Annotated in this window: 23 protein-coding genes; 4 read left to right on the plus strand and 19 right to left on the minus strand. The window is 61.7% G+C overall.

Annotated features, from left to right (window positions below; translation table 11 throughout):
- Position 1 precedes the first annotated feature (1 nt).
- From GM668_RS11615 to GM668_RS11670, 12 genes are all read right to left on the minus strand, one after another.
- Positions 2–355, minus strand: coding sequence for a hypothetical protein (locus tag GM668_RS11615; RefSeq protein WP_155439126.1), 354 nt, complete (start codon positions 353–355; stop codon positions 2–4).
- Positions 352–2,913 carry a type IV secretion system protein TraC gene (traC, locus tag GM668_RS11620; RefSeq protein WP_371868685.1) on the minus strand — a complete coding sequence of 854 codons (2,562 nt, stop codon included), beginning with the start codon at positions 2,911–2,913 and terminating at the stop codon, positions 352–354. The genes GM668_RS11615 and traC overlap by 4 nt, the downstream gene beginning before the upstream one ends.
- A gap of 17 nt (positions 2,914–2,930) precedes the next feature.
- The gene (locus GM668_RS11625) at positions 2,931–3,512 is read right to left on the minus strand and encodes a TraV family lipoprotein (RefSeq protein WP_170305606.1); all 582 of its coding nucleotides are present in this window, start codon (positions 3,510–3,512) and stop codon (positions 2,931–2,933) included.
- Positions 3,490–4,296, minus strand: coding sequence for a DsbC family protein (locus GM668_RS11630; protein ID WP_155439128.1), 807 nt, complete (start codon positions 4,294–4,296; stop codon positions 3,490–3,492). Before GM668_RS11630 ends, GM668_RS11625 begins: the two co-directional genes overlap by 23 nt.
- Positions 4,280–5,629, minus strand: a complete 1,350-nt coding sequence (locus tag GM668_RS11635; protein ID WP_155439129.1) for a TraB/TrbI/VirB10 family type IV secretion system protein — start codon at positions 5,627–5,629, stop codon at positions 4,280–4,282. Before GM668_RS11635 ends, GM668_RS11630 begins: the two co-directional genes overlap by 17 nt.
- Positions 5,626–6,432, minus strand: a complete 807-nt coding sequence (locus GM668_RS11640) for a type-F conjugative transfer system secretin TraK (RefSeq protein ID WP_155439130.1) — start codon at positions 6,430–6,432, stop codon at positions 5,626–5,628. The genes GM668_RS11635 and GM668_RS11640 overlap by 4 nt, the downstream gene beginning before the upstream one ends.
- On the minus strand, positions 6,429–6,986 hold the full coding sequence (gene traE, locus GM668_RS11645; protein WP_155439131.1) for a type IV conjugative transfer system protein TraE: 558 nt from the start codon (positions 6,984–6,986) through the stop codon (positions 6,429–6,431). The genes GM668_RS11640 and traE overlap by 4 nt, the downstream gene beginning before the upstream one ends.
- Before the next feature lie 9 nt (positions 6,987–6,995).
- A complete protein-coding gene (traL, locus tag GM668_RS11650) occupies positions 6,996–7,295 on the minus strand; it encodes a type IV conjugative transfer system protein TraL (RefSeq protein ID WP_155439132.1) in 300 nt (99 codons plus the stop codon).
- 18 nt (positions 7,296–7,313) lie between these two features.
- Entirely contained in the window at positions 7,314–7,673 is a 360-nt protein-coding gene (locus GM668_RS11655; protein ID WP_229499212.1) for a hypothetical protein, read from the minus strand.
- A gap of 199 nt (positions 7,674–7,872) precedes the next feature.
- The gene (locus GM668_RS11660) at positions 7,873–8,526 is read right to left on the minus strand and encodes an OmpA family protein (protein ID WP_155439133.1); all 654 of its coding nucleotides are present in this window, start codon (positions 8,524–8,526) and stop codon (positions 7,873–7,875) included.
- Complete coding sequence (locus tag GM668_RS11665; protein WP_155439134.1) at positions 8,523–9,038, minus strand: lytic transglycosylase domain-containing protein; 516 nt, start codon at positions 9,036–9,038, stop codon at positions 8,523–8,525. The genes GM668_RS11660 and GM668_RS11665 overlap by 4 nt, the downstream gene beginning before the upstream one ends.
- A 130-nt stretch (positions 9,039–9,168) precedes the next feature.
- Positions 9,169–9,672, minus strand: a complete 504-nt coding sequence (locus tag GM668_RS11670) for a hypothetical protein (protein WP_229499214.1) — start codon at positions 9,670–9,672, stop codon at positions 9,169–9,171.
- A gap of 238 nt (positions 9,673–9,910) precedes the next feature.
- On the opposite strand from GM668_RS11670, the gene GM668_RS11675 reads away from it, so the two are divergent.
- The 3 genes from GM668_RS11675 to GM668_RS11685 are packed head-to-tail and all read left to right on the plus strand — an operon-like array spanning position 9,911 to position 13,277.
- On the plus strand, positions 9,911–10,912 hold the full coding sequence (locus tag GM668_RS11675) for an ABC-three component system protein (protein ID WP_155439135.1): 1,002 nt from the start codon (positions 9,911–9,913) through the stop codon (positions 10,910–10,912).
- The gene (locus tag GM668_RS11680) at positions 10,900–11,415 is read left to right on the plus strand and encodes an ABC-three component system middle component 2 (RefSeq protein WP_155439136.1); all 516 of its coding nucleotides are present in this window, start codon (positions 10,900–10,902) and stop codon (positions 11,413–11,415) included. Before GM668_RS11675 ends, GM668_RS11680 begins: the two co-directional genes overlap by 13 nt.
- The gene (locus tag GM668_RS11685) at positions 11,412–13,277 is read left to right on the plus strand and encodes a hypothetical protein (protein WP_155439137.1); all 1,866 of its coding nucleotides are present in this window, start codon (positions 11,412–11,414) and stop codon (positions 13,275–13,277) included. Before GM668_RS11680 ends, GM668_RS11685 begins: the two co-directional genes overlap by 4 nt.
- 34 nt (positions 13,278–13,311) lie before the next feature.
- On the opposite strand, the gene GM668_RS11690 is transcribed toward GM668_RS11685, so the two are convergent.
- The 5 genes from GM668_RS11690 to GM668_RS11710 form a co-directional block, all read right to left on the minus strand.
- Positions 13,312–13,959 (minus strand): IncC plasmid conjugative DNA transfer DtrJ family protein, encoded by a 648-nt coding sequence (locus GM668_RS11690; RefSeq protein ID WP_155439138.1) that lies wholly within the window; start codon positions 13,957–13,959, stop codon positions 13,312–13,314.
- The gene (gene traD, locus GM668_RS11695; RefSeq protein WP_155439139.1) at positions 13,956–15,860 is read right to left on the minus strand and encodes a conjugative transfer system coupling protein TraD; all 1,905 of its coding nucleotides are present in this window, start codon (positions 15,858–15,860) and stop codon (positions 13,956–13,958) included. The genes GM668_RS11690 and traD overlap by 4 nt, the downstream gene beginning before the upstream one ends.
- 12 nt (positions 15,861–15,872) lie before the next feature.
- Entirely contained in the window at positions 15,873–17,678 is a 1,806-nt protein-coding gene (gene mobH, locus GM668_RS11700) for a MobH family relaxase (protein WP_155439140.1), read from the minus strand.
- 74 nt (positions 17,679–17,752) lie between these two features.
- Positions 17,753–18,361, minus strand: a complete 609-nt coding sequence (locus tag GM668_RS11705; RefSeq protein ID WP_155439141.1) for a FlhC family transcriptional regulator — start codon at positions 18,359–18,361, stop codon at positions 17,753–17,755.
- A 10-nt stretch (positions 18,362–18,371) separates the two neighbouring features.
- Positions 18,372–18,701 carry a flagellar transcriptional regulator FlhD gene (locus tag GM668_RS11710; protein ID WP_155439142.1) on the minus strand — a complete coding sequence of 110 codons (330 nt, stop codon included), beginning with the start codon at positions 18,699–18,701 and terminating at the stop codon, positions 18,372–18,374.
- A gap of 312 nt (positions 18,702–19,013) precedes the next feature.
- Here GM668_RS11710 and GM668_RS11715 point away from each other — a divergent pair, with 312 nt between their 5' ends.
- Positions 19,014–19,712 (plus strand): S24 family peptidase, encoded by a 699-nt coding sequence (locus tag GM668_RS11715; protein ID WP_155439143.1) that lies wholly within the window; start codon positions 19,014–19,016, stop codon positions 19,710–19,712.
- A gap of 84 nt (positions 19,713–19,796) precedes the next feature.
- Here the strand turns inward: GM668_RS11715 and GM668_RS11720 are convergent, their stop codons facing one another.
- Together GM668_RS11720 and GM668_RS11725 are read right to left on the minus strand one after the other, a co-directional pair.
- Entirely contained in the window at positions 19,797–20,867 is a 1,071-nt protein-coding gene (locus GM668_RS11720; RefSeq protein WP_155439144.1) for a DUF932 domain-containing protein, read from the minus strand.
- 148 nt (positions 20,868–21,015) lie between these two features.
- Complete coding sequence (locus GM668_RS11725; protein WP_155439145.1) at positions 21,016–22,029, minus strand: DUF7146 domain-containing protein; 1,014 nt, start codon at positions 22,027–22,029, stop codon at positions 21,016–21,018.
- Positions 22,030–22,053 lie beyond the last annotated feature (24 nt).

Genomic DNA, 22,053 nt, shown 5'->3' on the forward strand with positions numbered 1-22,053 from the left:
CTCATGGCCGCACCCGCTGCCGCAACAGCGGCGTCAAGTCCTGCACGCCGTCGGGCAGCGCCGCGATGGCGGAGCGGTCCACCACCAGGCAACCGCAATCGCGTTGCAATTCGGCCAGGCGGGCGGGATAACCGGCGGCGAAATCGCGCGCCGCCGCCAGCGCCTTGCTCCGCGCCACGTCGTCGGTGCCGCTTGACACGGCCTGCAGGTGCCGTGTCTGCTCCTCCCGGAAAACCAGCCAGGCATCGACCACCCCGACGACAGGGATGGGCTGGATCACCCAGTGGTGATACGCCGCCAGCGCGACGGCGTTGATTGACAGCGCAACCGCGATACCAGCCAATATGGGTTTCATGATTTGACCCTTTCCGCTAGCACGCGATTGATTGCCTCGTCGATGCTGTAGCCCTGGGCGCGCAGCGCATCGATCGGCTTGTTGTCCTCCAGCTTGTTGGAAAACAGCAGGTGGGTAGCGGGGTCCAGCACCAGGCGCACCACGCCTTCGCCCACCGGCGAGGACACGTACATTTCGGCATAGGCGCCGGCCTCGGTGCGCAGGGAGTTGAGCAGGCGTTTCTTACTCTCGTCCATCAGCAGCCGCCCCTTGCGGCCCAGCAGTTCGATCGATTCGGGCTTCTGGCGCAGCAGGAAGACCCAGTCCGAGCAGTTGAAGGCGGCCTCCATCTGCGCCGAACCGTAATAGTCGTCGGCGCCCTGCGTGGCGGTGACCAGCGCCCCGCCATACTTCCTCGCCCGGCGCGCCGCCTCTTCGACCACTGCCGCCTTGACGGGATCGTCGCTGCCGATCTCGCCCAGTTGCTGCTTGAGCTCATCCATGATGAGCAACTTACGCCGGTTGCGCGTCAAATACATCTCGGCCGTGATCTGGTACATCAACAGGATGTTGACCACGGCGTGCAGGTCGGGGCGGCGCTTCAATTCCTCGTTTTCCAGCACGATCAGGTCGTTGGAAAAGTCGACGTTGTTGCGGCCTTCGAAGAAGCGCGCATATTGTCCGTCCTTCGAATAGGGATTGAGCATGATGGCCAGGTCGCGGATACGCTGGTCATTCAGCACCTCCAGGTCCGGGATCGAGCCGCTCTTGAAGGCGTCGCGCATGGCGGTCATCGTCATGTCGCGGCCATACTGCTGCCACAGCCGCAGCAAGATCGCCGAGATCGCCTTGTACTGCACTTCGTCCAACTGGCTCTTCATCGAGCACATCTTGGCGATCGCGGGCACCAGCATGTCCATGTCCTCGCAGATATCGTTGATCACCGAGAACGGATTGATATTGATGGCGCTGCGCGCATCGAATTCGATATAGGCCCCGTTGGCCTTGCGGCACAGTTTTTCAAAGGAACGCCCCAGGTCCATCATCCAGACCTTCGCGCCAACCGAGCGGTACGACCACGCCAGCTCATTGAGCCATACCGACTTGCCCGAGCCCGGCGCCCCGACCACGGCGCCGTTGTAGTTGCCCAGGTCGTTGTCGAACAGGTCAAGCGTCGTGACCTGCCCGCGCCGCCCGGACAGCACCAGGGCCGGCGTGCTGGTGCCACGCCATTCAGCGATCAGGGGCGCCAGGTGGATCGCGTTGGCGTCGGTTTTCCGTGTCACCCGGCGCATCTTGCGCAAATCGTCATGGAATGTCGGCGACAGTGTCATCGGCAGGCTGGCGAGCAGCGCCTGGCGCTGCTTGAAGATATCGACGTTCAGCTCGAAGCCGCGTGCACGCCAGATCGCACGCGCGGTCTCGACGGCTTGCGCCCCACGCTCCTTCGCACAAAAAATGCCCAGTTGGTGGTACATCGACACCAGCCTGCCGCCGGCGTCGGCGGCGCTGGCGGCCGCTTCCCAGTCCTGCCGCTTTTGCTCCACGTCCGGCATCACGTCGGCCAGTTTGCTCGCCGCGTTCTGGTTGGCGCGGAAATGGTTGGCCGCCAACGCGCTGCGCGTGTCCGCGTGGTCGAGGATGTGCACCCCCATGGTCAGCAGGAACGGTGCGCTGTACTGCAGCGGCGGCTGCATCAGGTCGCCGATCAGGCTACCCATCTGTGACAAATGGAAATGCTTCGGGAACGACTTGATCGACAGGAAGTAGGCGGCAAGCGGCGCGCCGCCGGAGAGCTTGGAGAACAGCAACGCGTCGGGCGCCTGGTCCTGGATGGTGTCGAGGTCGACGATCTGGTCGCGCACCTCGCGCCCTTCGTCGTAGTGCAGCGAAGACAGGGCCGTGCGGGTCATGCGGTCCGGATTGGTGAACTGGGCGCACCAGTTGATCAGGCCATCGGCGTCACAGCGCCGGTTCGGCAGCGACGCCGACGCCAGCGTGACGGACATCGAGTCGCGCAGCGCGCACAGCATGCTCAGCCGCGCCTCGTCGCCGCCTCGCCCCGGCAGGGTGACCGATACCAGCAGCCGAAAGTCGCGCAGCGTGAAATGGTGCGCCGGCGTCATAGAGCGCTGCGTTCCAGCGAGCAGGTGCTCGACACGCTGGCGCGCCAGCACGCGGTACAGGTTGCGGTTACGTGCCGGGCGGCCGTAGGCGCTGCCCTTCTCATATTGGTCGGCGTCCTCCGTGCGCAGGTTCGCGTAGTCGCGCAGCACGTCGCGCACGTGGGGCGAGCCAAACAGGTGGAACTGGATACCGGTGCCCGCCGGGCAATTGGTGTACAGGCTGGCCAGCACCTCGACCATGCGGTCATCGGCGCCGCATTGCGGCAGCACTTCCAGCACGAAGCCAAGGCAGCCGTTGCGGTTGATGAACAACTGCTCATCAGGAACGTAGGCGCTGTACGGCAGCCAGGACGCGAACTGCTCGGCCGGCGCATCGTCCGGTGAACGCAGTCCGAGCCAGTCCAGGATATGGCGTGGACCGGAGCGCAGTTCCTCGCTTGCGATATCGAGCACGGTTTTCTCCTCGACGGTTATTGGCGCGGCGGTTCGATGGCCGGCGGCATTCCCATGGCGCCATGGCCAAGGTCGGCGCCCTCTTTTGCCGCAGCGGGTCCCGGCGACGCCACGGACGGGCCGGATGACGGGCCGGATAACGGGGCTGCAGGCGGGCGCAGCGGCGCGTATACCTCGCGCTCTTCGCGCTGCACATGCGCCACCTGCCAACGCCCGTCGTCCACCCGCACGTACACGTAGGACTGGTCGACCAGGTCGCGGTCGCTGTCTTCCCACGCCTTGACCCACAGGCGCAGCACGCGCACCGGGGAGCGCAACGCGACGGGATCAAGCCCAGGCGCCATGGCAGGCCTTGGTGCGGAAGCGGGCGCGCTGCCCTCCGCAGCGTGGCGGCGCGCCTCTTCACCAGCGCCGACAGGACCACGGTTGTAATAGTTGGCCGTCACCGACGTGCAATGCACGCCTTCCGGCGCCTTGCAACTGAACTTGGACGAACCATCCAGGCCGGTAAGGTTGCCGCAGGCGGACAACAGCAATACGCTGGAAGCCCAGGTTGACAGCGCAAGGACGGCCGGCTTAACGGTGTTTGGCAGCTTCATGTCCACTCCTTGCGATGCTTTTGCCCGGTGTCTTGCTGGTCGATGCTTGCGCCAACCGGGCCTCGACGTCATCACGGCTCAATGCACCGGCTGCGCGACTGCCGTCGGCGAAAAATAGGGTCGGCGTGGCCTGCACACCCAGCCTGGCGGCCAGGGCGAGATTGCGCTCCAGCGGGTTCGCGCACGCTTTGGCGTCGTTTACCGGCGAGGCACTTCCGGCCATCACCTGCGCATAGGCGGTCCCGCGGTCCTGATCGCACCAGATCGCCTCCGGTAATTGCGTACCCTGGAACGGAACCAGGAAATGCAATACGGTGACATCGTTCAATTGGCGCAAGGTCGTGTCGAGCTGACGGCAAAAGCCACAAGCCGGATCGGTGAACACCACCAGTTTGCGCGAACCATTGCCGCGAACCACAGCAATGGCGTCGCCGGCCGGCAATCCCGACAAGTCGACAGGGCCAGGTATGTTTCCTTCCGCCGCACTGGCGCTGGCCTTGGCCACGCCGGCTTGGCTGAGCGCGGTCAGGTCCCGCATTTGGCGTGTATCGAACAAGTGGCCGAACAGCAGGTAGCGCACGTTGCCACCGCCAACGTAGGCGACGTTCTCTCCCATCCATACCTCGTACAGCCCCGGCACCGGTGTTGCCGCCACCCGGTCAAAGCGGGTGGCCGGATGCGCCTGGCGCAACTGCGCAAGCAACGTATCTTCCGTCCTGCCTGCCAAAGCGGGTTGGGCCAGTGCCAGCCAGACGAGCGGCATCCAGTTAATCATCGACGGCATGGCGCGCCTCCCTCGGCAACCGCGGCAACTTGACGCCCTTGGTCAGGATGATGTGCACTTCGCGCTTGGCCCCCACTTCGATCACGGGGAAAGTCGCCTCCGCCAGCTTGATGTAATAATTGGCAAGGTTATCAAGTGAACGCCCAAAACCACCTGCGATGCCGCGCTGCATCCGGTCGCCCAATCCTTCCTGATTCGTCGCCAAGGTTCCGAACGGCGTCGCGGTGAAGGTTGAGCCGGCTTGTGCAAAGCCTTGCCCAATGCCGCCCACAATGCTGGCGCGCAGCGCATTCGCCAGCATCTGTCCTTGCATGGTGATCAACTGACCCCGCACACCGAGAATGCCGTCCTCGCCAAGTACATTGCCCTCGATCTTCACTTCCAGCGGTACGCCACCGGGGCGTATGCAGGTCAGGTTGACGGTGCGCATATAGGCCCGCGAATCGCTGACCCTGCCGTAACCGGATGCGATCACGAAGCATTCCTTGACATCAGCGCGGTAGTGATTCGGCAAAATCGCGTTATCCAGCAGCCGAATCTGCACGGGCAGAGGATCGGCCTGCGCTTGCCCGCCGGTCGGCGCCATAAGGCCAGTGAGCAGTTCGCCGCGGATGAAGCCCACCGGCAGGTAGGTTTCCAGCGTGCCGTCATCGTCTTGTCCGCCCTCGCTCCCGCCATCGCTGCCATCCTCGCCTTTCGCCGCCTTGGCTGCGGCGCCCGGCGCGGCCAGGTTGACTCTGGTCAGCGCTGGCGGCTGCTCGGCCTGCGGGGCTGTTCCCATTCCTGGCGCGGGCAGCGGCGAAGCCGGCGTCCCCGGAGGGAAGCCTTGCATGTCCGACGGGGAAACCGGCACGCGCGCGGCCTGCGCCGCCTGCGGCACGACCGGTGATCGCGCCACGGCCGGTGCGCGCTCCTGCGCCATCGATACAGGCGGCACCGGAGAATCGTCCTGCCGTGGTTCCTGCTGCCGGCGCTCGACTTCGGCAAGACGCTCCATGAGCGACTGTTCACCGGCCTTGCGCTCGGCGTTGATGCGCTCCTGCGTTTCCTTGTCCACCTTGTACTGGGCCAGCGCCTTGCCCGCCGTTCCCACCCACTGGTCCACCGGATCGACGCGCAAGGGCGTGATGCCTTCCTGCTCGGGCTTGACCACCGTTTTTTCCTTGGCGCGGTCGGGACGTGGCGCCGCCCGGGGCGTGCCGCTTGCCGACAATGCCAGGACCAGCCAGAAGATGCCTACCCCGCCAGTTAGAATGCCCGCCGCCATGAGGAATTGCTGCTGGCGCGGCGCCAGGCGGCTGGTTAGCTTGCGCCATTTTTCCTGTAGCTTCATGGCGTGTCCTCCCCACCACGGATCACGTACACCAGCGTGGATTCGCCCGGGCGTACGTTATGTTGTTCGATGGCCACCGCCATCACGCCGTCACGGTCAAACTCCTGCTCGGCCAGCACCATGGTCGTGGCGCCGGTATTGCGCAGCCGGTATGTTTCTCCGACCAGCGCGCTGCCCTGGTGTTTTCGGATCAGCCGCAGGTCGGCCTCTTGCCACAACGGCCGCGCGACGTCCATGCGGTCGACCTGGACGCTGGCGGTCTCGCGGCCTCCCACCATAGCGACGAGCATCTCCTTCATGGCCCGTACATGGCCGGCCGCGCGTTGCCGCGACGCTTTCGGCGCCGCCTCGCCCGCGTCCAGGCGGCGGTCGCGCAGCACCAGCGTCTCGGACGTCATCTGCGCGGGACGCAGCAGCAGGTTGTAGGTCGCGCGCGGCGAGGAGACAAACAGGTTGATCGGCTTGGATTGGTTCGACGTTACCGGGCGAACGTAGATCTCGCCCTTGTCGAGGTCACAATTGAGCATGACGTCCCCGCGCGGGTTCACAGCGGGAGAGGCCAATTGCGCGGTCGCCTGCGGTCCCGCAGCGGCCTGCCCGGTACCATCGCAATTGCTGGTCGAGTGGATGTTGCCGACCACATTGATGATCCGCTGCCCAACCAGCCGGATGCGGGTCGGGGCATCGCTGGCGATGGCCGCTTCCATGGTTTCACCATCGCGCACGTCGCGCGACTGCCCTGCGTAGGCGCATATCGTCCAGCACATGAGGCCAAGCGGCAAGATGAGGCGCTTGCCGCTCATGGCGCAACCCCTTTAAATGTTCTTAGTTGGGTGCGCCCGCCGCGATACTGGAAGACGGCCCGGAAGCGTTTTTGCAACAGCGAAGTTTCCTGCCCGTTGACGAGCGTGCGCAGCCTGCCGGTCAACAAGACCGTCTGAGTATCCTCGTCGGGTTCAAGTTGTTGCAACAGGAAGTAGGTACTTCCGTTCATCTTGCGCAGCCGCTCGGCCTCCAGTTCCATCTGGAGCTTGAGCGCCTGGTAGTCTTCCGGTGCGACAAAGCTCAGCAAGGCGTTCTTTTTCCATTCGGCCGAGGCAGGTGTGAGGTCCAGCATCAGCCAAGCGACGTAGCCGCCCATCTGTTCCAGATAGGCGCTCGAGACGCGCTCCCCCGAAACCCAGAACGACTTGGTGACTTGGGGCGGTGTCACCACGACGCGCTCCTCGACGACCAATCTATAAATGACCAGCAACGCGACGAACAGGCATGCGCACAGCATGCCCATGCCGATGCTTCTGTGACGGATGCGCAAACGCAATTCACGCAGGTCTTCCTGGTACCGGACGTTGTCCATGTTCACTCCTTACCCCACCATGCGGCGGATATGCGAAGGCGGTGTTGCCCGCATTGAACTCAACGGATTGGTCGGCAAATGCCAGCACAACCAGTGCAAGGGATAGGCCGCGTGCTTGTCGGCCTTGGCGCGCGCCATCTTGCGCGACAGGTAGATGCCCAGCGCACTGGCTGCACAAAATCCCCATAGCGAACCGGCAAGGTAACCAAGGAACAGCATGAAGAGGAACGGGGCAGCCACATCGACATCCCACAGGCCAATCTTCCACTGGTCGTCCAGCCGGCGGGGAATGTAGGTATCGGCCAGCATCCCGTTCCCCTACCCTGTTCAAATCACCGCGCCCATGATCGCACCCGCGATCACGAGGCCGACGGCGGCAAAGATGGCCAGCCCGACATAGAACAGCACCGGACCGAAGTTGCGCAGCGCGGCGAGCGAGATCAGCGCCACCACGAAGCCGATAAAGCCCACCAGCGCCTTGATGCCTGGCGCCAGGTCGGCCAGTTGCGTCAGGGCCGACACCAACGGGCCGGTCAGGCCCGAAAAAGTGACCAGGTCGAGCGCCTGGCCTGGCGCGGCCAATATCAGGCCCAGCAGCATTACCGTGAACAGCGCGAGGGCGCCGCCGCCTTTCCGTGGCAGGCGCCACGCGGTGGGCACATGGGCCCACGTGTTAAACGTACTCATGCAAGTCTCCTCAAGATAACCATTGCGCGCTGTTCGTCCGCGTCCCGCCACGCGCTCCCGGGGCATCTTGGCCTCGCAGGCGGGCCTCGCGCCACGGCCCGCCTGCGAGCCTTCCAGCGCGGCGGACGGCTTCCGCGCGGCCGTGTCCAGGGCCAGGGGAGCGCCCTCACGCGCTGTTCCCGGCGAATGCCGCCAGTTGTCATGGCTGTCCCTCCGTCAATGAGTGAAAGGTGATTTCAGCGCGGCGGTTAGCTTGGCGCCCGGAGTCGGTGGTGTTGTCGCCCACGTAGCAGCACACGCCCCGCGCTTCCCAAGACAGGCGCGCCGGTGCGACGCCCAATTGGTCGCGAAGATAGTCGGCAACCGCGCGCGCTCGCGCGCCGGCCAGGCGATGGTTCAGCGCTTCGGCGCCGACATCGTCCGTACGTCCGGCTATTGCGATCGTGCCAAGACGCCCGGCGCGGACGGACCATTGCGAGATCCGTTGCGCGTCGTGCGTATCAAGGACCGCAGACCCGGTAGGGAAATGCACCACCAGCGTGGACGGCGCAGCCAAGGCCGGCATCGGTATTTTTGTGTTGTCGTTTTGGCGCATCTGCGCAATCGGCTTGTCCTGATCGGCCGGAGTCTTGGCTGTCACACCCGGACAGGCCGGAGTCAGGCAAAAACCGTAATAACTGCCCTCACCATGGCCCAGCTGCGCAATACGGTAGCCTGACACTTGGCTGTGGCGGCGCGCTTCCATCACGACCGCATGCCGGTCCAGGCTTGAACAGGCGGCAAGCAGCACTGGCAGCGCCAGGCTGCCCGCCATCGCGGCATACCGCCGCGTATTCGATGTCACGGACGTCATCGCATCCTCACTGCAATGAGCGGGGCTGCGACGAGCGATGGGGATTGTTCAGGCTTGGCTGGCCCCATGCGCCGCAACAGCGCCCGATAGAAGCGCCATGCGTAGCGGATGCGCACGCGCAGACACTGTTCCATGGTCAAGGTGACGCACGAAGCGTTGTAGGCGCCGATGGCCTCCCAAGTTGGCCCGTAGCGGGTGACCTTTTCGGCCAGGATGCGCGCGCCGGCGTCGATATTCGTGCAAGGGTCCAGCAGCGTTTTTTCCGTGACTCCCAGGTTGCGCAACATGCGCGCGCTGGAATTGATTTGCATGAGCCCGATATCGACCGTTCCGGTGCGGTGGCGGTGGTCTTCGTTGATCGCCGCAGGGTTCATGCCTGACTCGACGTCGGCAATCGCTTGCAGCCAGACGACTGGAACGTTGTGCTTCGCCGCCGCCTGCTCCCAGCAAGCGCTTGAGACGCCCGGCACGACAGCCAGCAGCGGCAGGAATGATTGAATGGAGAGTTGCATGTGCACCTCACGGCTAAGCCCGATGTGGAATCACCCTCGCGTCATGCGAGGAGTTGGGTGACTTCGGGTAAGCCGGCGGTAGCCAGGCGGGGTCGATTGCGGGTGTGCGCCTCAGGGCGCGTACTTCGAATTATCGAGACTGCGTTGCGGCGCGGCGGGCAATGTTGCGGCGCGCGTGTTCGAACAGTTTGCTCTTTGCGCCATCCTCTTCCATCGCCAGCGCAACGCACGCGGTCGTAAAATGGTCCAGCTTGAATTGCGGGTGCGGGTGCCGGTTCTGCTCAGACTTCTGCAATGCCAGCAGCAATTCATATTGTTCACGCCACATTTCTTCCTGCCTGCGCGCGGTATGCTGGTCGCGCAGCACGAGGCGCGTATGCAGGAAGGTGAAGATGCGCAGGTCAGCGCCGGGTCTGTTGAACACCAGCGACACGCAGGCGCTGATCAGATCCGGGTAGCGCAGCTTCGGCGAACTGTTGGCGACGTCGTTGTACAAGGCTTCGAGCCAGGCATATTCGTCCAGCCATACGCGTGTGACCACCGTCACCGCGTTGTTCGCAGCCGGTGGCATTACGCCCGTTTCACACTGCGCCAGTTTTGGAGCGGGGTGAAATGAAATTTGCGCGGTAGTCATTCTATGCACCTCGTCATGAAGTCCGGTAAGGCGGCTTGATTTGACAATGGTAGGACCGCTTGTATTTTTTCTCTCCTCGGAATGCCACCAATTTCATGCCTGTTTCAAGATCAGCCCGGGTAAGACGCCAAAAACATTGATGGTTTGTCGCCAATCAGTCAAATCAGTAACAGCAACTTTAATTGCCGTACTAGCAATACCGGGGCATAATTGCAGCTAGTAAACTGGAGAATTAGACTTGCGCATTAACCACGCCATCCTAATCCGCGCCCTTCCTGCAGATCGTCTGGAGGACTTCGTAAACGACTGGTTGGCGCAGCGTTGCAAGGACTACCATAGCCATGAACTCTGGCGCGGCACTGGAGACATGGGGCGCGACGTAACTGGTTATGTAACGGATAGGCGCATGGAAGGCGCTTGGGACAATTTCCAGTGCAAGCAACTCAACAAGACTCTTTCCGAGCCTTCCGCTTTTATTGAGCTTGGCAAGATTTTTATGCACTCCGCGTCCGGTGCCTATTCCTTACCACGAGCATATATCTTTGTCGCCCCCCTTGGTGTAGGCCGCGCAGTACAGCAGTTTATCGCTCATCCTGAACGGTTCCGGCAAGCCTTTCTGGACCGCTGGAACACCAGCATCGCTGGTCGACTCGTCGACAAGCAGATGATCCAATTTACTCCAGAGATCGAGGCCAAAATCAAAGCGTTCGACTTCACCCAGGTCCATTGGCTTGACGCTGCACGACTCGCAAACGATCCGGCTTGCCAACCCGTGCTTGTAAAATGGTTCAATGAAGATCCTGGACCTTCTCCCCGAGGTGTTGTTCCCGCTGAAATACAGGCTGATGAATCCGCGTATATAGGACAACTGCTCAAGCTGTATTCAGAAAAGGGGCCTGGCACATACCCTGATGCAGAGACGGCATTGGCCAGTGCAAATTACGGTACGCATCTGCGTGACCAGCGCACCCGTTTCTTTGACTCTGTTGCATTTGATCGGTTCTATCGCGACTCTACCCCCGAGGAATATTTGAGTACGTTCAAAGATGAGGTCTACCATGGCGTCGTCGAAATTCATGGCGACGATCATTCGGACGGTTTGACAAGACTTAGCCAAGTAATGAGGCAGGCTGCCATCCTGCAAGCATCAGGTATTTTAGGAAAACATGCTGGCCCCCAAGTCAAGCAGGGAACTTGCCATCAATTTGCGAACGAGGGGCGCTTACCATGGCATCGTTAGAGGAAAAAAATTGGCGAGTTCCTCCATTCAACAGCAAGCTTGAGACAGGTATTCGCGCGCTAGTGGTACTTGAAGCGTTCTATCCTCGCCGTTGTGACCTGACGGAGATGACTTGGTTTGACCACTTGGTTGTTCACACAGGGGACCTTGATGGCCACGACGTTCCCGAAAGCCTTCACCCTGATCTACCCAACAGAACTGGAGAGCTATTGATTCGCCGTCCCCTGGTTGAGCAAAGCTTGCGTATGATGCAGCAGATGCACCTCATCGAAGTGTTCGAGTGCGAAACTGGCATCGAGTTCTGCGCAAGTGATGCGGCGCCCAGCTATCTCGATCTCTTGCAAACGCCATATTCACTCGCCCTAAAGCAGCGAGCCAATTGGATGGCTGGCTACTTTTCTGGGCAGACTACCGCTGAAATTCGCTCGCTAATCGAAAGTAGAATCGGCCGCTGGACTGCAGAATTCCGAGCAGCAAAGACATCAGTAGGATTTCCGACATGACCGGTATACGGTTACGACATCTCGCCTTTTCCGGCCCCAACATCAAACCCGCTGAACTGTGGTTCGATGAAGGGCTCAACATTATCTATGGGGCTTCGAATACAGGAAAATCGTTCACGTCGAAAGCAATTCTGTTTATGCTCGGCGTATCCAAGAATTTGCCAGAGACGGAGGAAATTCTGGCGTACGATGCCGCTTGGCTAGGCTTGACTTTGCCCAATGGTCGTAATGTAACCCTTTACCGCCCTACCCAAGGCGGCCACTTCAGGCTGCTTGAAGGACTGGTAGTAAGTGTAGATATTGAGAATGGCGTGGTACTCCGCCAAAAACATGACTCCAGACGGAACGATTCTGTTTCGCAAATGCTACTTGATGTGATGGGGTTTGCCGGCAAGCAGATCGTCCGTGATGGAAACGGGAAAAAGGATGTATTGTCCATCTTTCTCCTGTCACCGTACGCCGTCGTATCCGAGGAGGACATCATCGCTGAGAAGAGCCCGATTTTTGCCTCGGGCATCCCTGCCGAGCGTACATTCGAGCAAAATCTCTTCAAATTTTTGATCACAGGAACTGACGGATCTGCCGCGGTGACTGTCCCTAAGCTCGCCGAACGAAAGGTGGCTAAGACGGCCAAAATTGAATTGGTAACCGAGCTAATAGCTCAGCTTGACGGTGAGCTAGGCGAAAATCCTCCCGACGAGAAAGAAGCCGAACAGCAGCTCCGCCGACTCGAACAAAGTACGGAAGATCTGTCCACGCAATTGCAGAATGCTCAAGCGCGGCTGGATAGCCTTGTTATTGAACGACGCAACGCTACAGATCATCGCCGTGATTTGCAAAGCCGGGCAAATGAGCTTGACGTAACATTGCAACGCTTCGCCAAACTAAGAGCGGTCTACAACTCGGACCTGCAACGCCTGCAGTCCATTGAAGAAGGCGGCTTTGTACTACTAGCTATGGCTGGGTTGGATTGTCCTGTATGTGGAGCACCATCCGCAGCGCAAACTCACGTTCATGTTGCGGAGGAAATCTCAATGGCACACATGGCTGCGTCAGCTGAAGCAGCCAAGATCGAACTTGAACAGCTAGAGCTTAATCAAACGATCACATCCCTCGAGGCTGATGCCAGCGACCTCGCTCATACTCTTACCCAGCTAAAAACCGAGATCGACAGGTTAGACAAGACTATTCTTGAAGAACGTCCACTTGAAGCTTCGTTGCGAGAAAGCTACGAAGCGTACACTACCAAGAAAATAGAAGTCAGCAAGTTCATTGACCTCTATCAGCAGCGTGCGAAACTGGTCGCTCGCCGCGCTGCGATCGAGGCAGAACCTACGAAGCGCGAAGATAAGGCTCCCGTTGCTGGTCCGGACTCCACCACAGCATTCAAGTTCGGCGAAACTGTAAAGGCTGTTTTAACCGCGTGGCATTTCCCTAATGCGAATAAGGTTCAGTTCGATGAAAGGTCGTACGACATTACTGTCGGCGGCAAGAGCCGTGCGGCCAATGGTAAAGGCGTGCGCGCAATTCTACATGCGGCCTTTAATGTCGCGGTAATCGTTTATTGCATTGAGAACAAACTGCCGCACCCTGGCTTCCTGGTCCTCGATACGCCTCTTTTGACCTATCGTGAGCCGATGTCTTCGCGACATGGTGAGCTCTCGGACGATGAAATAATGCTCAAGGCCACCAGCGTAGCAGAGCACTTCTATAAGCATCTCGCTAGTCTGAAAAGTGAAGTCCAAGTTATCGTTATCGAGAACTCAGACCCACCGAATGCCATTCGAGATTTGGCGCATATCGAAACCTTCACTGGCCTCGACGGGAATGGGCGCTTTGGGCTATTAGCAAAAGCGGGATGATCCGTCTAGTAGTACAACGCGCCTTCGGAAGCATTCAAACCAAAGTAATGCCCCGGTCGGTCCCCGCAGGATAGTTGGCAATCGCAATTGCGGTACACACACAAGCCGATCCGACCATCAACGGCGCGAGCACCACAGGCACCGCTGCCGGCAGCACCGCCGTAATAACCACCGTACAGACCGCGAGACAGCCGGCGCAGACGCTGGCCGTCCACACTTCCGGGTGATGCCGGGAAAATTCCAGGCTTTTCACGCGTCGACGCACCAACCCGTCGGCAACGCACGCACACGCCAGCAGCAGGAAACCCGGCGCCAACTGCACCAGCGCCGCCAGCCGGAAGGCAGCAAGCAGCAACAAGGCGTTCACCGAGCGCAGGTAATCACTATCGAGGAGACGTCTACCCACGGTATCGAACTGCCGGCCCGCGGCCGTCATGGCCATCCCCTTCCCCGCACCAGTATCGGTGCCGATCATCGGCGCGGCCACCGGCCGCTCGGCGATGGATAGTGCGCGTTCAAGCGCCTGCCGCGCATGCGCCTGCCCCCATGCCGCCCCCTGCTGGCCGTGCTCGGCCCGGATACGGCCAAAGAATGCCGAGGGTGGCGCCACCGCCGGCAGGTACAGCACCAGCAGCAACAGCCCCACCAGCGAGGCGATAGTGACGGCCCGGATCATCGTCATGCCGGCTCCTTGACTTTGCCAGCGTCCGATTCGGCACCCGGGTCAAGTAAGGTGAAGCGTCCCTTACACAGTCGGCCACCGGACACCGAAGCAAAGAACTGCAGGTTCGGCAACTTGCCCAAGAGCGAAGTGGGCACCAATTCATTGAACTCCTCCGCGATCTGGGTCGATTCCACCATGGTGAAGTCGCCCAGGTGGCCGTCCCTTGCCGTGTTGCGGCCGACCTTCATGTTGTGGATCGCGGTCTGGCCAAAGGTTTCGTTGATGAATTCCTGTGTGGGCTGGTCCTTGGTGCGGAACGCGATCAGGTTGTTCAGGTTCCCCAGCGCCATGCGCGCCGCCTCCTGGCTGCCCAGGCGCTTGGCCAGGTCGGCAATGGTCTGCATCGCGACGGTGGTGTAGATGCCGCCTTCCGCGCCCTTGTTCATGATTTCGATCAGTGGCTGGTTGATGACATTGGACACCTCGTCGACGAACAGCGAGATGCGCCGGTGGCCACCCAGGTTGTAGCGGATGCCCGAGCGCGCCGCCAGGTCGGCCAGGCACATCGCGCCGATGGCAGACGCCACCGCCGGATCGGGCAGCGAGTCGAGACACATCAGCAGCACGTGGCCGCCGCGCTCGATTTTCTCCAGGTTCATGATCGGGCGTTCGTCCGCCTCGTCGAATGGTTCCGGCGAGAGGGTCTTGCCCAGCTCTCCCGAGGTCAGCATGGACAGGATCGGCAGCAGGTTGGCCGTGATTTTCTGGTAGTGCTCGCGATTGTGCCGGAACACCCGCACTTGCGAGTCGATCACCTTGTCGTGGCGCGACTCGTGCACATGGCGTTCATAGTATTCGACGAAGGCCACCAGTTCGGCGCTGGCCACGGGCGATGGGGATTTCAGCGTCCCTTTGCGGGCCTTTTCCAGCAGGCGAACCAGGTCCGGGTCGGTACGCCAGCCCCGTCCCAGCAGCTCCTCGTAGAAACGTTTCAGCGTTTCCTCCAGGATCGGATCGATGCCCGCCTCGATGTACTTGGTCAGCTTCATCAAATTCGGACGCCGCTCCAGGCGCACCATGCCCTGCGTGACCACGTTCACCGCATCCCAGCCGAACGCCGAGAACGCGCCGGCCGTGTCCGGCGGCAGTATCGACTGGATGCGCGAGGCGATCTCCGTCGGTTTTTGCCAGTTGAAGGTGAAGTCCAGGCGCACGCCGGTCTCCGGAAACGCCGGATGGAACCATAGAAAGGTGTCATCCTCGCGGTAATCGGCGCAGGCCTTCTCCACCAGCCGCTTCAGGCGCTTGGAGTTTTTCGGGTCCAGGATGATCACCACGTCGCCGCGCTTGACCGCCTGGGTGATCAGCCAGCCCAGGCACACGCCCTTGCCGGATTGGGTGGTCCCGACCACCAGGGTGCCCCCCTCGAAATTCTGCAATGGCCGCGCCAGCAGCTTCTCACGCTGCTCCACCCCGTGAATGTACGGCAGGCCGATTTCGTCGTCCGGCTGCGGATTGACGACATAGCCCAGCAATTTCAGCACCGTGGGCGGAATACGCAGGTCGCGGTAATCCACCTTGGCCAGCTCGTACAGCCGCTGCGAATGCACCGGCTGCCATTCGAAACCGAACCCGAACACCACCATGTCCGGGTCGGATGCCAGGCGCGCCAGGCGTTTCGTCGTCATCATTTCCATGGCGCGCCCCGACAAGGCTGCGCGTACGCCAACGATGCGCAGCCCCTGCCGGGCGCGCAGTACCGTCATCGGCACCATCACTGACAGCATGGCGGCGCCCAGCGCCACTGGAATCGTACCGGGGGTCCCGGCAATCGTCCCGAGCGCCGCGCCGGCCCAGGTCGTGCTCGCCACCAGCTCCAGGGGGCTGCGCCAGGGCATTTCATAGTTACGCATCAGCATGACGGCCCTCCACTACGTAGCCGGACTGGCAGCGGAAACCGGCAGGCCGGTGACAAACTGCGCACCAATGAATACTCCGGGAACGCGCGCGCCGTCGATCTCCTGCGACTGCACGCACTCGCCGTCCTCGTCCGGCTCCAGCATGCCCGCGTCAAACAATGCGCGCCACGCCTGGCGCGCGTCGACACCCTGCCAATCCAGCGAAGCGAGCGGAACGAACAACACGCCAGCGATGACATGACATTGCGGCTTGTCGTCACATAGCGTACTGACGATGGCCGACAGCGCCCGGGCCACCGTGCGGTTCAAGCGCATCGGCGCACGCAAGGCCGCGCGGCGCGGCGATTCGGCCTGTCGGGCACTGTCATCAGGGGGCCGCGCGCCTTGGGGGGCGGCCAGCTCCTGGCCAGGCTTTACGCCACCACTTTTGTCCAACCGGGCCGGTGGCGGTGGCGGCACTTCAGGGAGCGGCAATTGCGCCGCGTCCGCGTCTTCGGGCGCCTGCGTGCGTGCCGGGCGTCGACGCTGTGGCATTGGCACGGGCGCAGTCTCCTGCGGTGGGGAAGCATTCTCTGTTCGCACATGGGCGCCGTCCTCCGGGCGCCGCGGCTCACTACACCTTTCTGCCTGCACCACCTCCAGCGCTTGCGGGATTGGCTCCGGCGGCGGCACCACGTCGGCAAGCAGCAAGCTCGGCGGTGCAATCCTGATCGCATCCAATGGTTCAGGCGCGCCCGGCGGTTGTATCCGGACCACGCATGCGCCATTGTTCCCGGCGGACACGATCCCGCCGGCAACCAGTATTTCCAGGGATTTGGAAGCATCGTCGGGTGCACCGGGCAAACGTTCGTCGGCAAGCAACCGGATCACGTCCGACGCGCCGTTCGGCCAGACCAGATACAAGCCATCCGCGCCGTACCACAACCGCGAACGGGGCGCATTCGGCAGCCAGTTGTGGTCCGACTGCACCAGTTCCCGCATGGCTTCGACCAGGTGACGCGCGAGATGCACCGGCACCGACTCCTCGGCTCCCGCCGCTCCCGCCGCGCTGCGCTGGCGATGGATCACGAGCGCGGCAGCATGGCGGACCAGGCGGTCCATCACGTTATGTTCGTGGTAGGTGGCGAGCCCTGATATGGAGGCGAGCATGTTGGGAACGATCACGTCGTTGCCTAAGGCAAGATCAGCCAACGTCTTTGCGGGAACGATCATGGGTAGGGCAAACAGTCCCGGCGCCCGCCGTTCCGGTCCCGCCAGCCACTGCGCATGGAAGGTCGTGCAGCGCCGCTCCCGCAACCACGCGCTCAGAGGCGCGACATAGGGCTGCCACAAGTGCCCCTGGACATCGCGCACCCGTACCTGGCCAAAACACCGGTAAAGCTCGCTGCACAGCCCGGCGATGAAGGTGGCGCGGCGCCAGCGCGGCTCCAGGATCACCCGGTTTGAAATGGTCTGCCGGCCGGCAAAGATCTGGGAATCGGTGGCCTGGAGCGCATAGAACGCCACCTCCAGCCCGATACGAAGCATGCCGCCCGCTTGGCAGTGATAGCTGCCAGCGGTCGCCGGCAGCGCGTTGACATAGCCAGCGTAATTGCGGATGGGCTCCAGCAGATCAGCGGTAAACGTGGCGTTGTCGCATCCATAGCAGAGTTTGATGCGGGCAATCACGTCGTGGTGGTTGGCCAGTAATTCCTCGACGCCGCTGGCGCGGATACCGGCTGCCGTCGCCGTCGCCGGGGCGGCCTTCGGGCTCGCAGGTGCGGCAACGTCACCGGTCGCGCCTGCGCGCAGCCGCTTCAACAGGTTCGCAAGAGACATGGCAGACCCCAGGAGTTCTGTGGGCTACCAGTGTCGAGTGGTCCTGGCGCGGCGTCCATGCGGAAACAAGCCAATTAGGACTGTTTTTTCGCCTCGGCGTTATTCGGGGTGAGGATGTCGGCCAACTGGGCATGCCGTCCCATGAAATGGGACTTGACGCGCGGGTCGAGCGGATAGCGGTGCAGCAGATGACAGAACACGCACCCGGCGGTGAGGGGCGGCGGCGTCCCTATCGCCCCTAGATATTGTGCCCGGCATAGCGGACAGCGGTGCATGGCGAGTGCCGGCTCGCGGCACTGCCAGATGCCGAGCAACTGGCATACCAGTGAAAAGGCCCGGTCGAACGACAGCGTGGGGCGGCCGGAACTGCTGTCCGCATACATGCGGTACGCCAGCACCAGCGCTTCGGCCGGCGTGCAACGCTGCTGCTCACGCAGCGAGGTAAAGATATTGGCAAATTCCGATGCCTCGGCACGCGTCAGAATGTTCCCGCAATGGAGCCACTCGCTGGATTCGGGCCGCCGACCATTGACAGAGGCGCTATTGCGAAAGAAATGGGCCTTCAGCAGCGAGGCGCGCAAGCCGGTCACATGCACAACCGTGCCCAATCGCGCGCCCAGCGCGATGCATTCCCTGGCCATCTGCAGGGCGCGAATATAGCTATCGGCGTCGGAGGCCGCCATGGTGCTGGGATCAATTCGACTGCACGATCGGCAACGGCTGATCGGCCTTGCCGACCGTCCGGCTGGCGCCTACCCGGCACAAGGTGACTGCCAGGCCCGCCGGCGCCGCCAGCACAGCCGGCAAGTTTCCGATTGGCAGGAACAGGCTTTCATGCGGCAAACTCGGCGCCAATGCGACCAGATCGCTGACCGACATCGTGCTGAGCAGGGCCGCGCAATCCGGATCGAGGTGGAACTTATAGCTGGTGGCGATCCGGTTCTGCCTGAGTCCGGCCTGAATCGTCAACAGAAATTGTAGGTTCAGTTGCTGCACATCCGTCAGGTGAATGGCACTGTCCATGATGGGTGACTCCGTTTTGCCCCGATGCGGGGCGTGGTTACATCTATGGTGCGGGGTGATATCACTGCACAGCGATGCGCGATCGCTACATTTACAAGCACCGACTGCCAATTGCGGAAACTACACCGCACGATTTACACGGTCAAGAGCAACTGCTCCCCCTGTTCACCGCAAAACCATTGTCCTCTTGACGACAATGTCCTGTTCGATGGATGCTAGCGCCATGTAGCAACCTGATACCAAACCCAGCACCGCCCGAGCAGCTGCTCCCAACAAATCCAATATGCCCCGTAAACAGGACTCAAGCGCCTCATGGAGCCAGAACAGCGCAGTGCCCCACCTGCCCGCGAACTTGCACGCGAGCTTGAATCGAACTTGGTGCCGGGGCTACGCAACCGGCTAATCGCTGAGTTGGCTGCACGCGACATCCCGCCAAGCCAATACACGCTCTACCTCGCAAAAATCACCGGCCGCGCACCGCAAACCGTGAAGCGCTGGCTCAAGCCCAATCTCCCCGGACTGCCGGATCTCGCTTCACTGGCATTGCTTGGCATGCAACTGAACCTGGACCCCAACTGGCTGCTGGGTTTACAGCGCCACCGCGCGAATTTCTCTTACGCCCGCTTGCCTCAGCACCTGCTCGATACGTTGTATCCTGACGGAAAGGTACCGGCCGACTGGATAGGCGCGCTCCTGAGCCACATCGACGCACATACTTCGCTCAAGGTCGGCATCATGCGCGGGCAAGAAATGGCCCCACTGATACGCGACGGCGAACCTTTCTTTTTCGACGACACGCAAACTCAAATCTCCTGTAACGGCGTCTATCTGCTCGGCCAGAATGGACAAACGATGGTCAGGCAAGTGGAGCGGCGCATCGGCGAAGGTCTGCTGCTGCGCTGCGCAAACAAAGACTATGCCGACACGCTGCTCAAGGATGCCGACGAAGCCGCAGCCCCCCTGATCGTGCACGGACGCTTGCTGCTGGTCTTCCATGTCACCCCGCTCTAGCGTTGCTCTGTCGGGGAGAAGGGAGTCCGTTCCCGCTGCCCTTCGGCACAACCGGTCACGGCTCCCTCCCCTCAACTCCGCGGATTACACCGCTTCGACGATCGGCCGCCAGTCAGCGGCTGACAATTCCAGCAGTTTGCCGCCCAACTCCTCAAACTCCGTCGCACGATCGTAATCGTCGACTTCCTGGGCATAGCCAGTGACCGCGTTGAGCAGTCCATAGCCACTCAGGTCATGCTCCTGGAACAGATGCCGCAGCACGCCGGCGCACTCGGCCTCGTTCAAGGCATAGCGGTTGGACAGCACTTCCACCGCCCTGACCGGATTGCCCGTCAGCTTGATGCCCATGGTCTTGCGCATCTTTTCCGAGATCAGATCGAACGTCGCCTCTGACACCGCGGTCTGGACCAGGTCGCGAACCTTGAGGAAGATGGCTTTGTCATCCGCTTCAAGGGTGTCGTTCTGGTAGACCAGCACTTCGTCGTTGTCGGACACCAGGTTGCGCCCGGCGTGATTCTTGCGCATGGTGCGGTCCTGGACGATGAGGCCGTTGCTGCACACGAGACGAAACAGCAACGGTTCCACCCGCAGCGTGCCGCAGCCGATTTCCGAATTGCTGACCACGACGCCCGCATGCACGATGTCGCCCGGCGCCACCTCGCATTCAATCTTCGAGCTGACCACCTTCAGGTACAGCTTCTTGTCAGTCAACGCCACCGACTCGAAGCGCGCGCCCGGCAATTGCTGCAAGACCGGTACGATGCTTTTCGCCAGGTCGAAGTTGTCCAACCGGCGATAACGGGTCGACAGCAATGCCCTTGCCCTTCCATCGAGCGTGCGGACCAGGTAACTGTCAGCATGGTTGAGGTTCAACCAGCCGTTGACATTCAGGTCCAGCAAGGCCGGGTTGAACTCGCGCATCCGCTTGAAGTATGTCAGCGGAATGTCGAGCTTCTTCGCCAACTGCCCGCACACGAAGTCGTTCAGCGGATAGCGCACGTCGCCGACCTTGGGTTCGTCGATCACCAACCCAAACTCGTGCGCTGGCGTGGTTTCGCCGCGCATTTTCGTGGCCGACACGATCAGGTCGTGCTTGGCCGTATGCTGGCGTGCGATTTCATCCGCCAGGGCATTCAAGGACTGTCCAGTTTTCATGATGCTTCCTCCGGTCAAAAAACGCGGACGGCCTGCCCCTGCCGGGGATAGGCCCCCGCAGGGTTAAAAATCAAGGTATTGCTACCGCTCTGGCGCTTGCGCGCCACATCAAGGCTTGCGCCTAACTGCTACCGCTGCACTTGGCAACTCACGCTGCCAATTCCTCCTGGGCGGCATGGCGTTCGAACACATTGGCCCAGTCCGCGCCGGCAATCCGGGGAATGAACACTTCAGCCTGCCGGTTCTCCCCGTGACGGCAACATTTCATGTACCGCCGCGCCAGGCCATATGCGGCAGCCTGGCCGTCGTACATCGCGTCGGCGTCGTTGTCGCCGTAGATCCGCAGTCGCGTCACCGCGTCCGGCACCCATATACGCTCCAGGTTGCCGGCGCAGATGCCTGCCCAAACGGGCTGGCCGGTGCGCTTGAAGATCGCCAGAGCTGTCTCGACACCTTCGCAAACCGACAGTTCACCGGCAGGTTCGCCCAACCGGATGGCCGCGCCGTTCACGCCGCCGCATAGCAGCTTCTTCGACTCCGCGCCCAGCGCCTTGCGGCCGTCCTGCAAATAGGTGCGATGCAACGACACCACCTGCCCGCCCTGGTCCTGGACCACCGCCACCAGCGCCGCGTACTTGCGCACCAGTTTTGACTTGCCAGTGCCCGGGTCGGGTTCGTAGTACCCGAGCGCTGGGTGGAAGCGTAAGGTGGCCGGATAGCCATCCATGCCAAGGCCACGAAAGCGCAGATAACGGTCCACTTCGTCGCCCTGCGTAATCGGCCGGGTTTCGGACAGGATGCGGTAAATCAGCTTGCGGGCATCCTGCACCTTGCCGGGAACGCGCGGCGACGCCGGCAGCAGGCCCAGTGCCATCTCGACCCGGTGCAGCGCGGTACCGGCATTCCAACCAAAGTAGCCCATCAGCAGCTTGAAGCCGCCGCCGGCGCCACAAGCGCGGCATACATAGTTGCCGTCACCAAACTTGTCGGTGTACTGGAATCGGTCCGTCCCGCCACAGGCCGCAATGGGGCATGGCTGGTTACGCCGGTTCAGTACTTTCTCGTCGACGCCCAGTGCGAGCAGCAACGGTGTCCATCGTCCATACGCGCTGGCGCGCACGGCCTGGAATCGCTGGTCGAACTCCTCTTGTTCCGGTGTCATATCGCCTCCGAAAGGTTGGACGGC

Origin of the sequence: Pseudoduganella ginsengisoli, from assembly GCF_009720865.1 — a bacterium.
Taxonomy (GTDB): domain Bacteria; phylum Pseudomonadota; class Gammaproteobacteria; order Burkholderiales; family Burkholderiaceae_D; genus Rugamonas; species Rugamonas ginsengisoli.

Excerpts from the sequence above, each read along its gene's own strand:
- GM668_RS11615 (WP_155439126.1), bottom strand. The coding sequence starts at position 355 with ATGAAACCCATATTGGCTGGTATCGCGGTTGCGCTGTCAATCAACGCC.
- GM668_RS11625 (WP_170305606.1), bottom strand. The coding sequence starts at position 3,512 with ATGAAGCTGCCAAACACCGTTAAGCCGGCCGTCCTTGCGCTGTCAACC.
- GM668_RS11630 (WP_155439128.1), bottom strand. The coding sequence starts at position 4,296 with ATGCCGTCGATGATTAACTGGATGCCGCTCGTCTGGCTGGCACTGGCC.
- GM668_RS11635 (WP_155439129.1), bottom strand. The coding sequence starts at position 5,629 with ATGAAGCTACAGGAAAAATGGCGCAAGCTAACCAGCCGCCTGGCGCCG.
- GM668_RS11640 (WP_155439130.1), bottom strand. The coding sequence starts at position 6,432 with ATGAGCGGCAAGCGCCTCATCTTGCCGCTTGGCCTCATGTGCTGGACG.
- traE (WP_155439131.1), bottom strand. The coding sequence starts at position 6,986 with ATGGACAACGTCCGGTACCAGGAAGACCTGCGTGAATTGCGTTTGCGC.
- traL (WP_155439132.1), bottom strand. The coding sequence starts at position 7,295 with ATGCTGGCCGATACCTACATTCCCCGCCGGCTGGACGACCAGTGGAAG.
- GM668_RS11655 (WP_229499212.1), bottom strand. The coding sequence starts at position 7,673 with ATGAGTACGTTTAACACGTGGGCCCATGTGCCCACCGCGTGGCGCCTG.
- GM668_RS11660 (WP_155439133.1), bottom strand. The coding sequence starts at position 8,526 with ATGACGTCCGTGACATCGAATACGCGGCGGTATGCCGCGATGGCGGGC.
- GM668_RS11665 (WP_155439134.1), bottom strand. The coding sequence starts at position 9,038 with ATGCAACTCTCCATTCAATCATTCCTGCCGCTGCTGGCTGTCGTGCCG.
- GM668_RS11670 (WP_229499214.1), bottom strand. The coding sequence starts at position 9,672 with ATGACTACCGCGCAAATTTCATTTCACCCCGCTCCAAAACTGGCGCAG.
- GM668_RS11680 (WP_155439136.1), top strand. The coding sequence starts at position 10,900 with ATGGCATCGTTAGAGGAAAAAAATTGGCGAGTTCCTCCATTCAACAGC.
- GM668_RS11685 (WP_155439137.1), top strand. The coding sequence starts at position 11,412 with ATGACCGGTATACGGTTACGACATCTCGCCTTTTCCGGCCCCAACATC.
- GM668_RS11690 (WP_155439138.1), bottom strand. The coding sequence starts at position 13,959 with ATGACGATGATCCGGGCCGTCACTATCGCCTCGCTGGTGGGGCTGTTG.
- traD (WP_155439139.1), bottom strand. The coding sequence starts at position 15,860 with ATGCTGATGCGTAACTATGAAATGCCCTGGCGCAGCCCCCTGGAGCTG.
- mobH (WP_155439140.1), bottom strand. The coding sequence starts at position 17,678 with ATGTCTCTTGCGAACCTGTTGAAGCGGCTGCGCGCAGGCGCGACCGGT.
- GM668_RS11705 (WP_155439141.1), bottom strand. The coding sequence starts at position 18,361 with ATGGCGGCCTCCGACGCCGATAGCTATATTCGCGCCCTGCAGATGGCC.
- GM668_RS11710 (WP_155439142.1), bottom strand. The coding sequence starts at position 18,701 with ATGGACAGTGCCATTCACCTGACGGATGTGCAGCAACTGAACCTACAA.
- GM668_RS11715 (WP_155439143.1), top strand. The coding sequence starts at position 19,014 with ATGGAGCCAGAACAGCGCAGTGCCCCACCTGCCCGCGAACTTGCACGC.
- GM668_RS11720 (WP_155439144.1), bottom strand. The coding sequence starts at position 20,867 with ATGAAAACTGGACAGTCCTTGAATGCCCTGGCGGATGAAATCGCACGC.
- GM668_RS11725 (WP_155439145.1), bottom strand. The coding sequence starts at position 22,029 with ATGACACCGGAACAAGAGGAGTTCGACCAGCGATTCCAGGCCGTGCGC.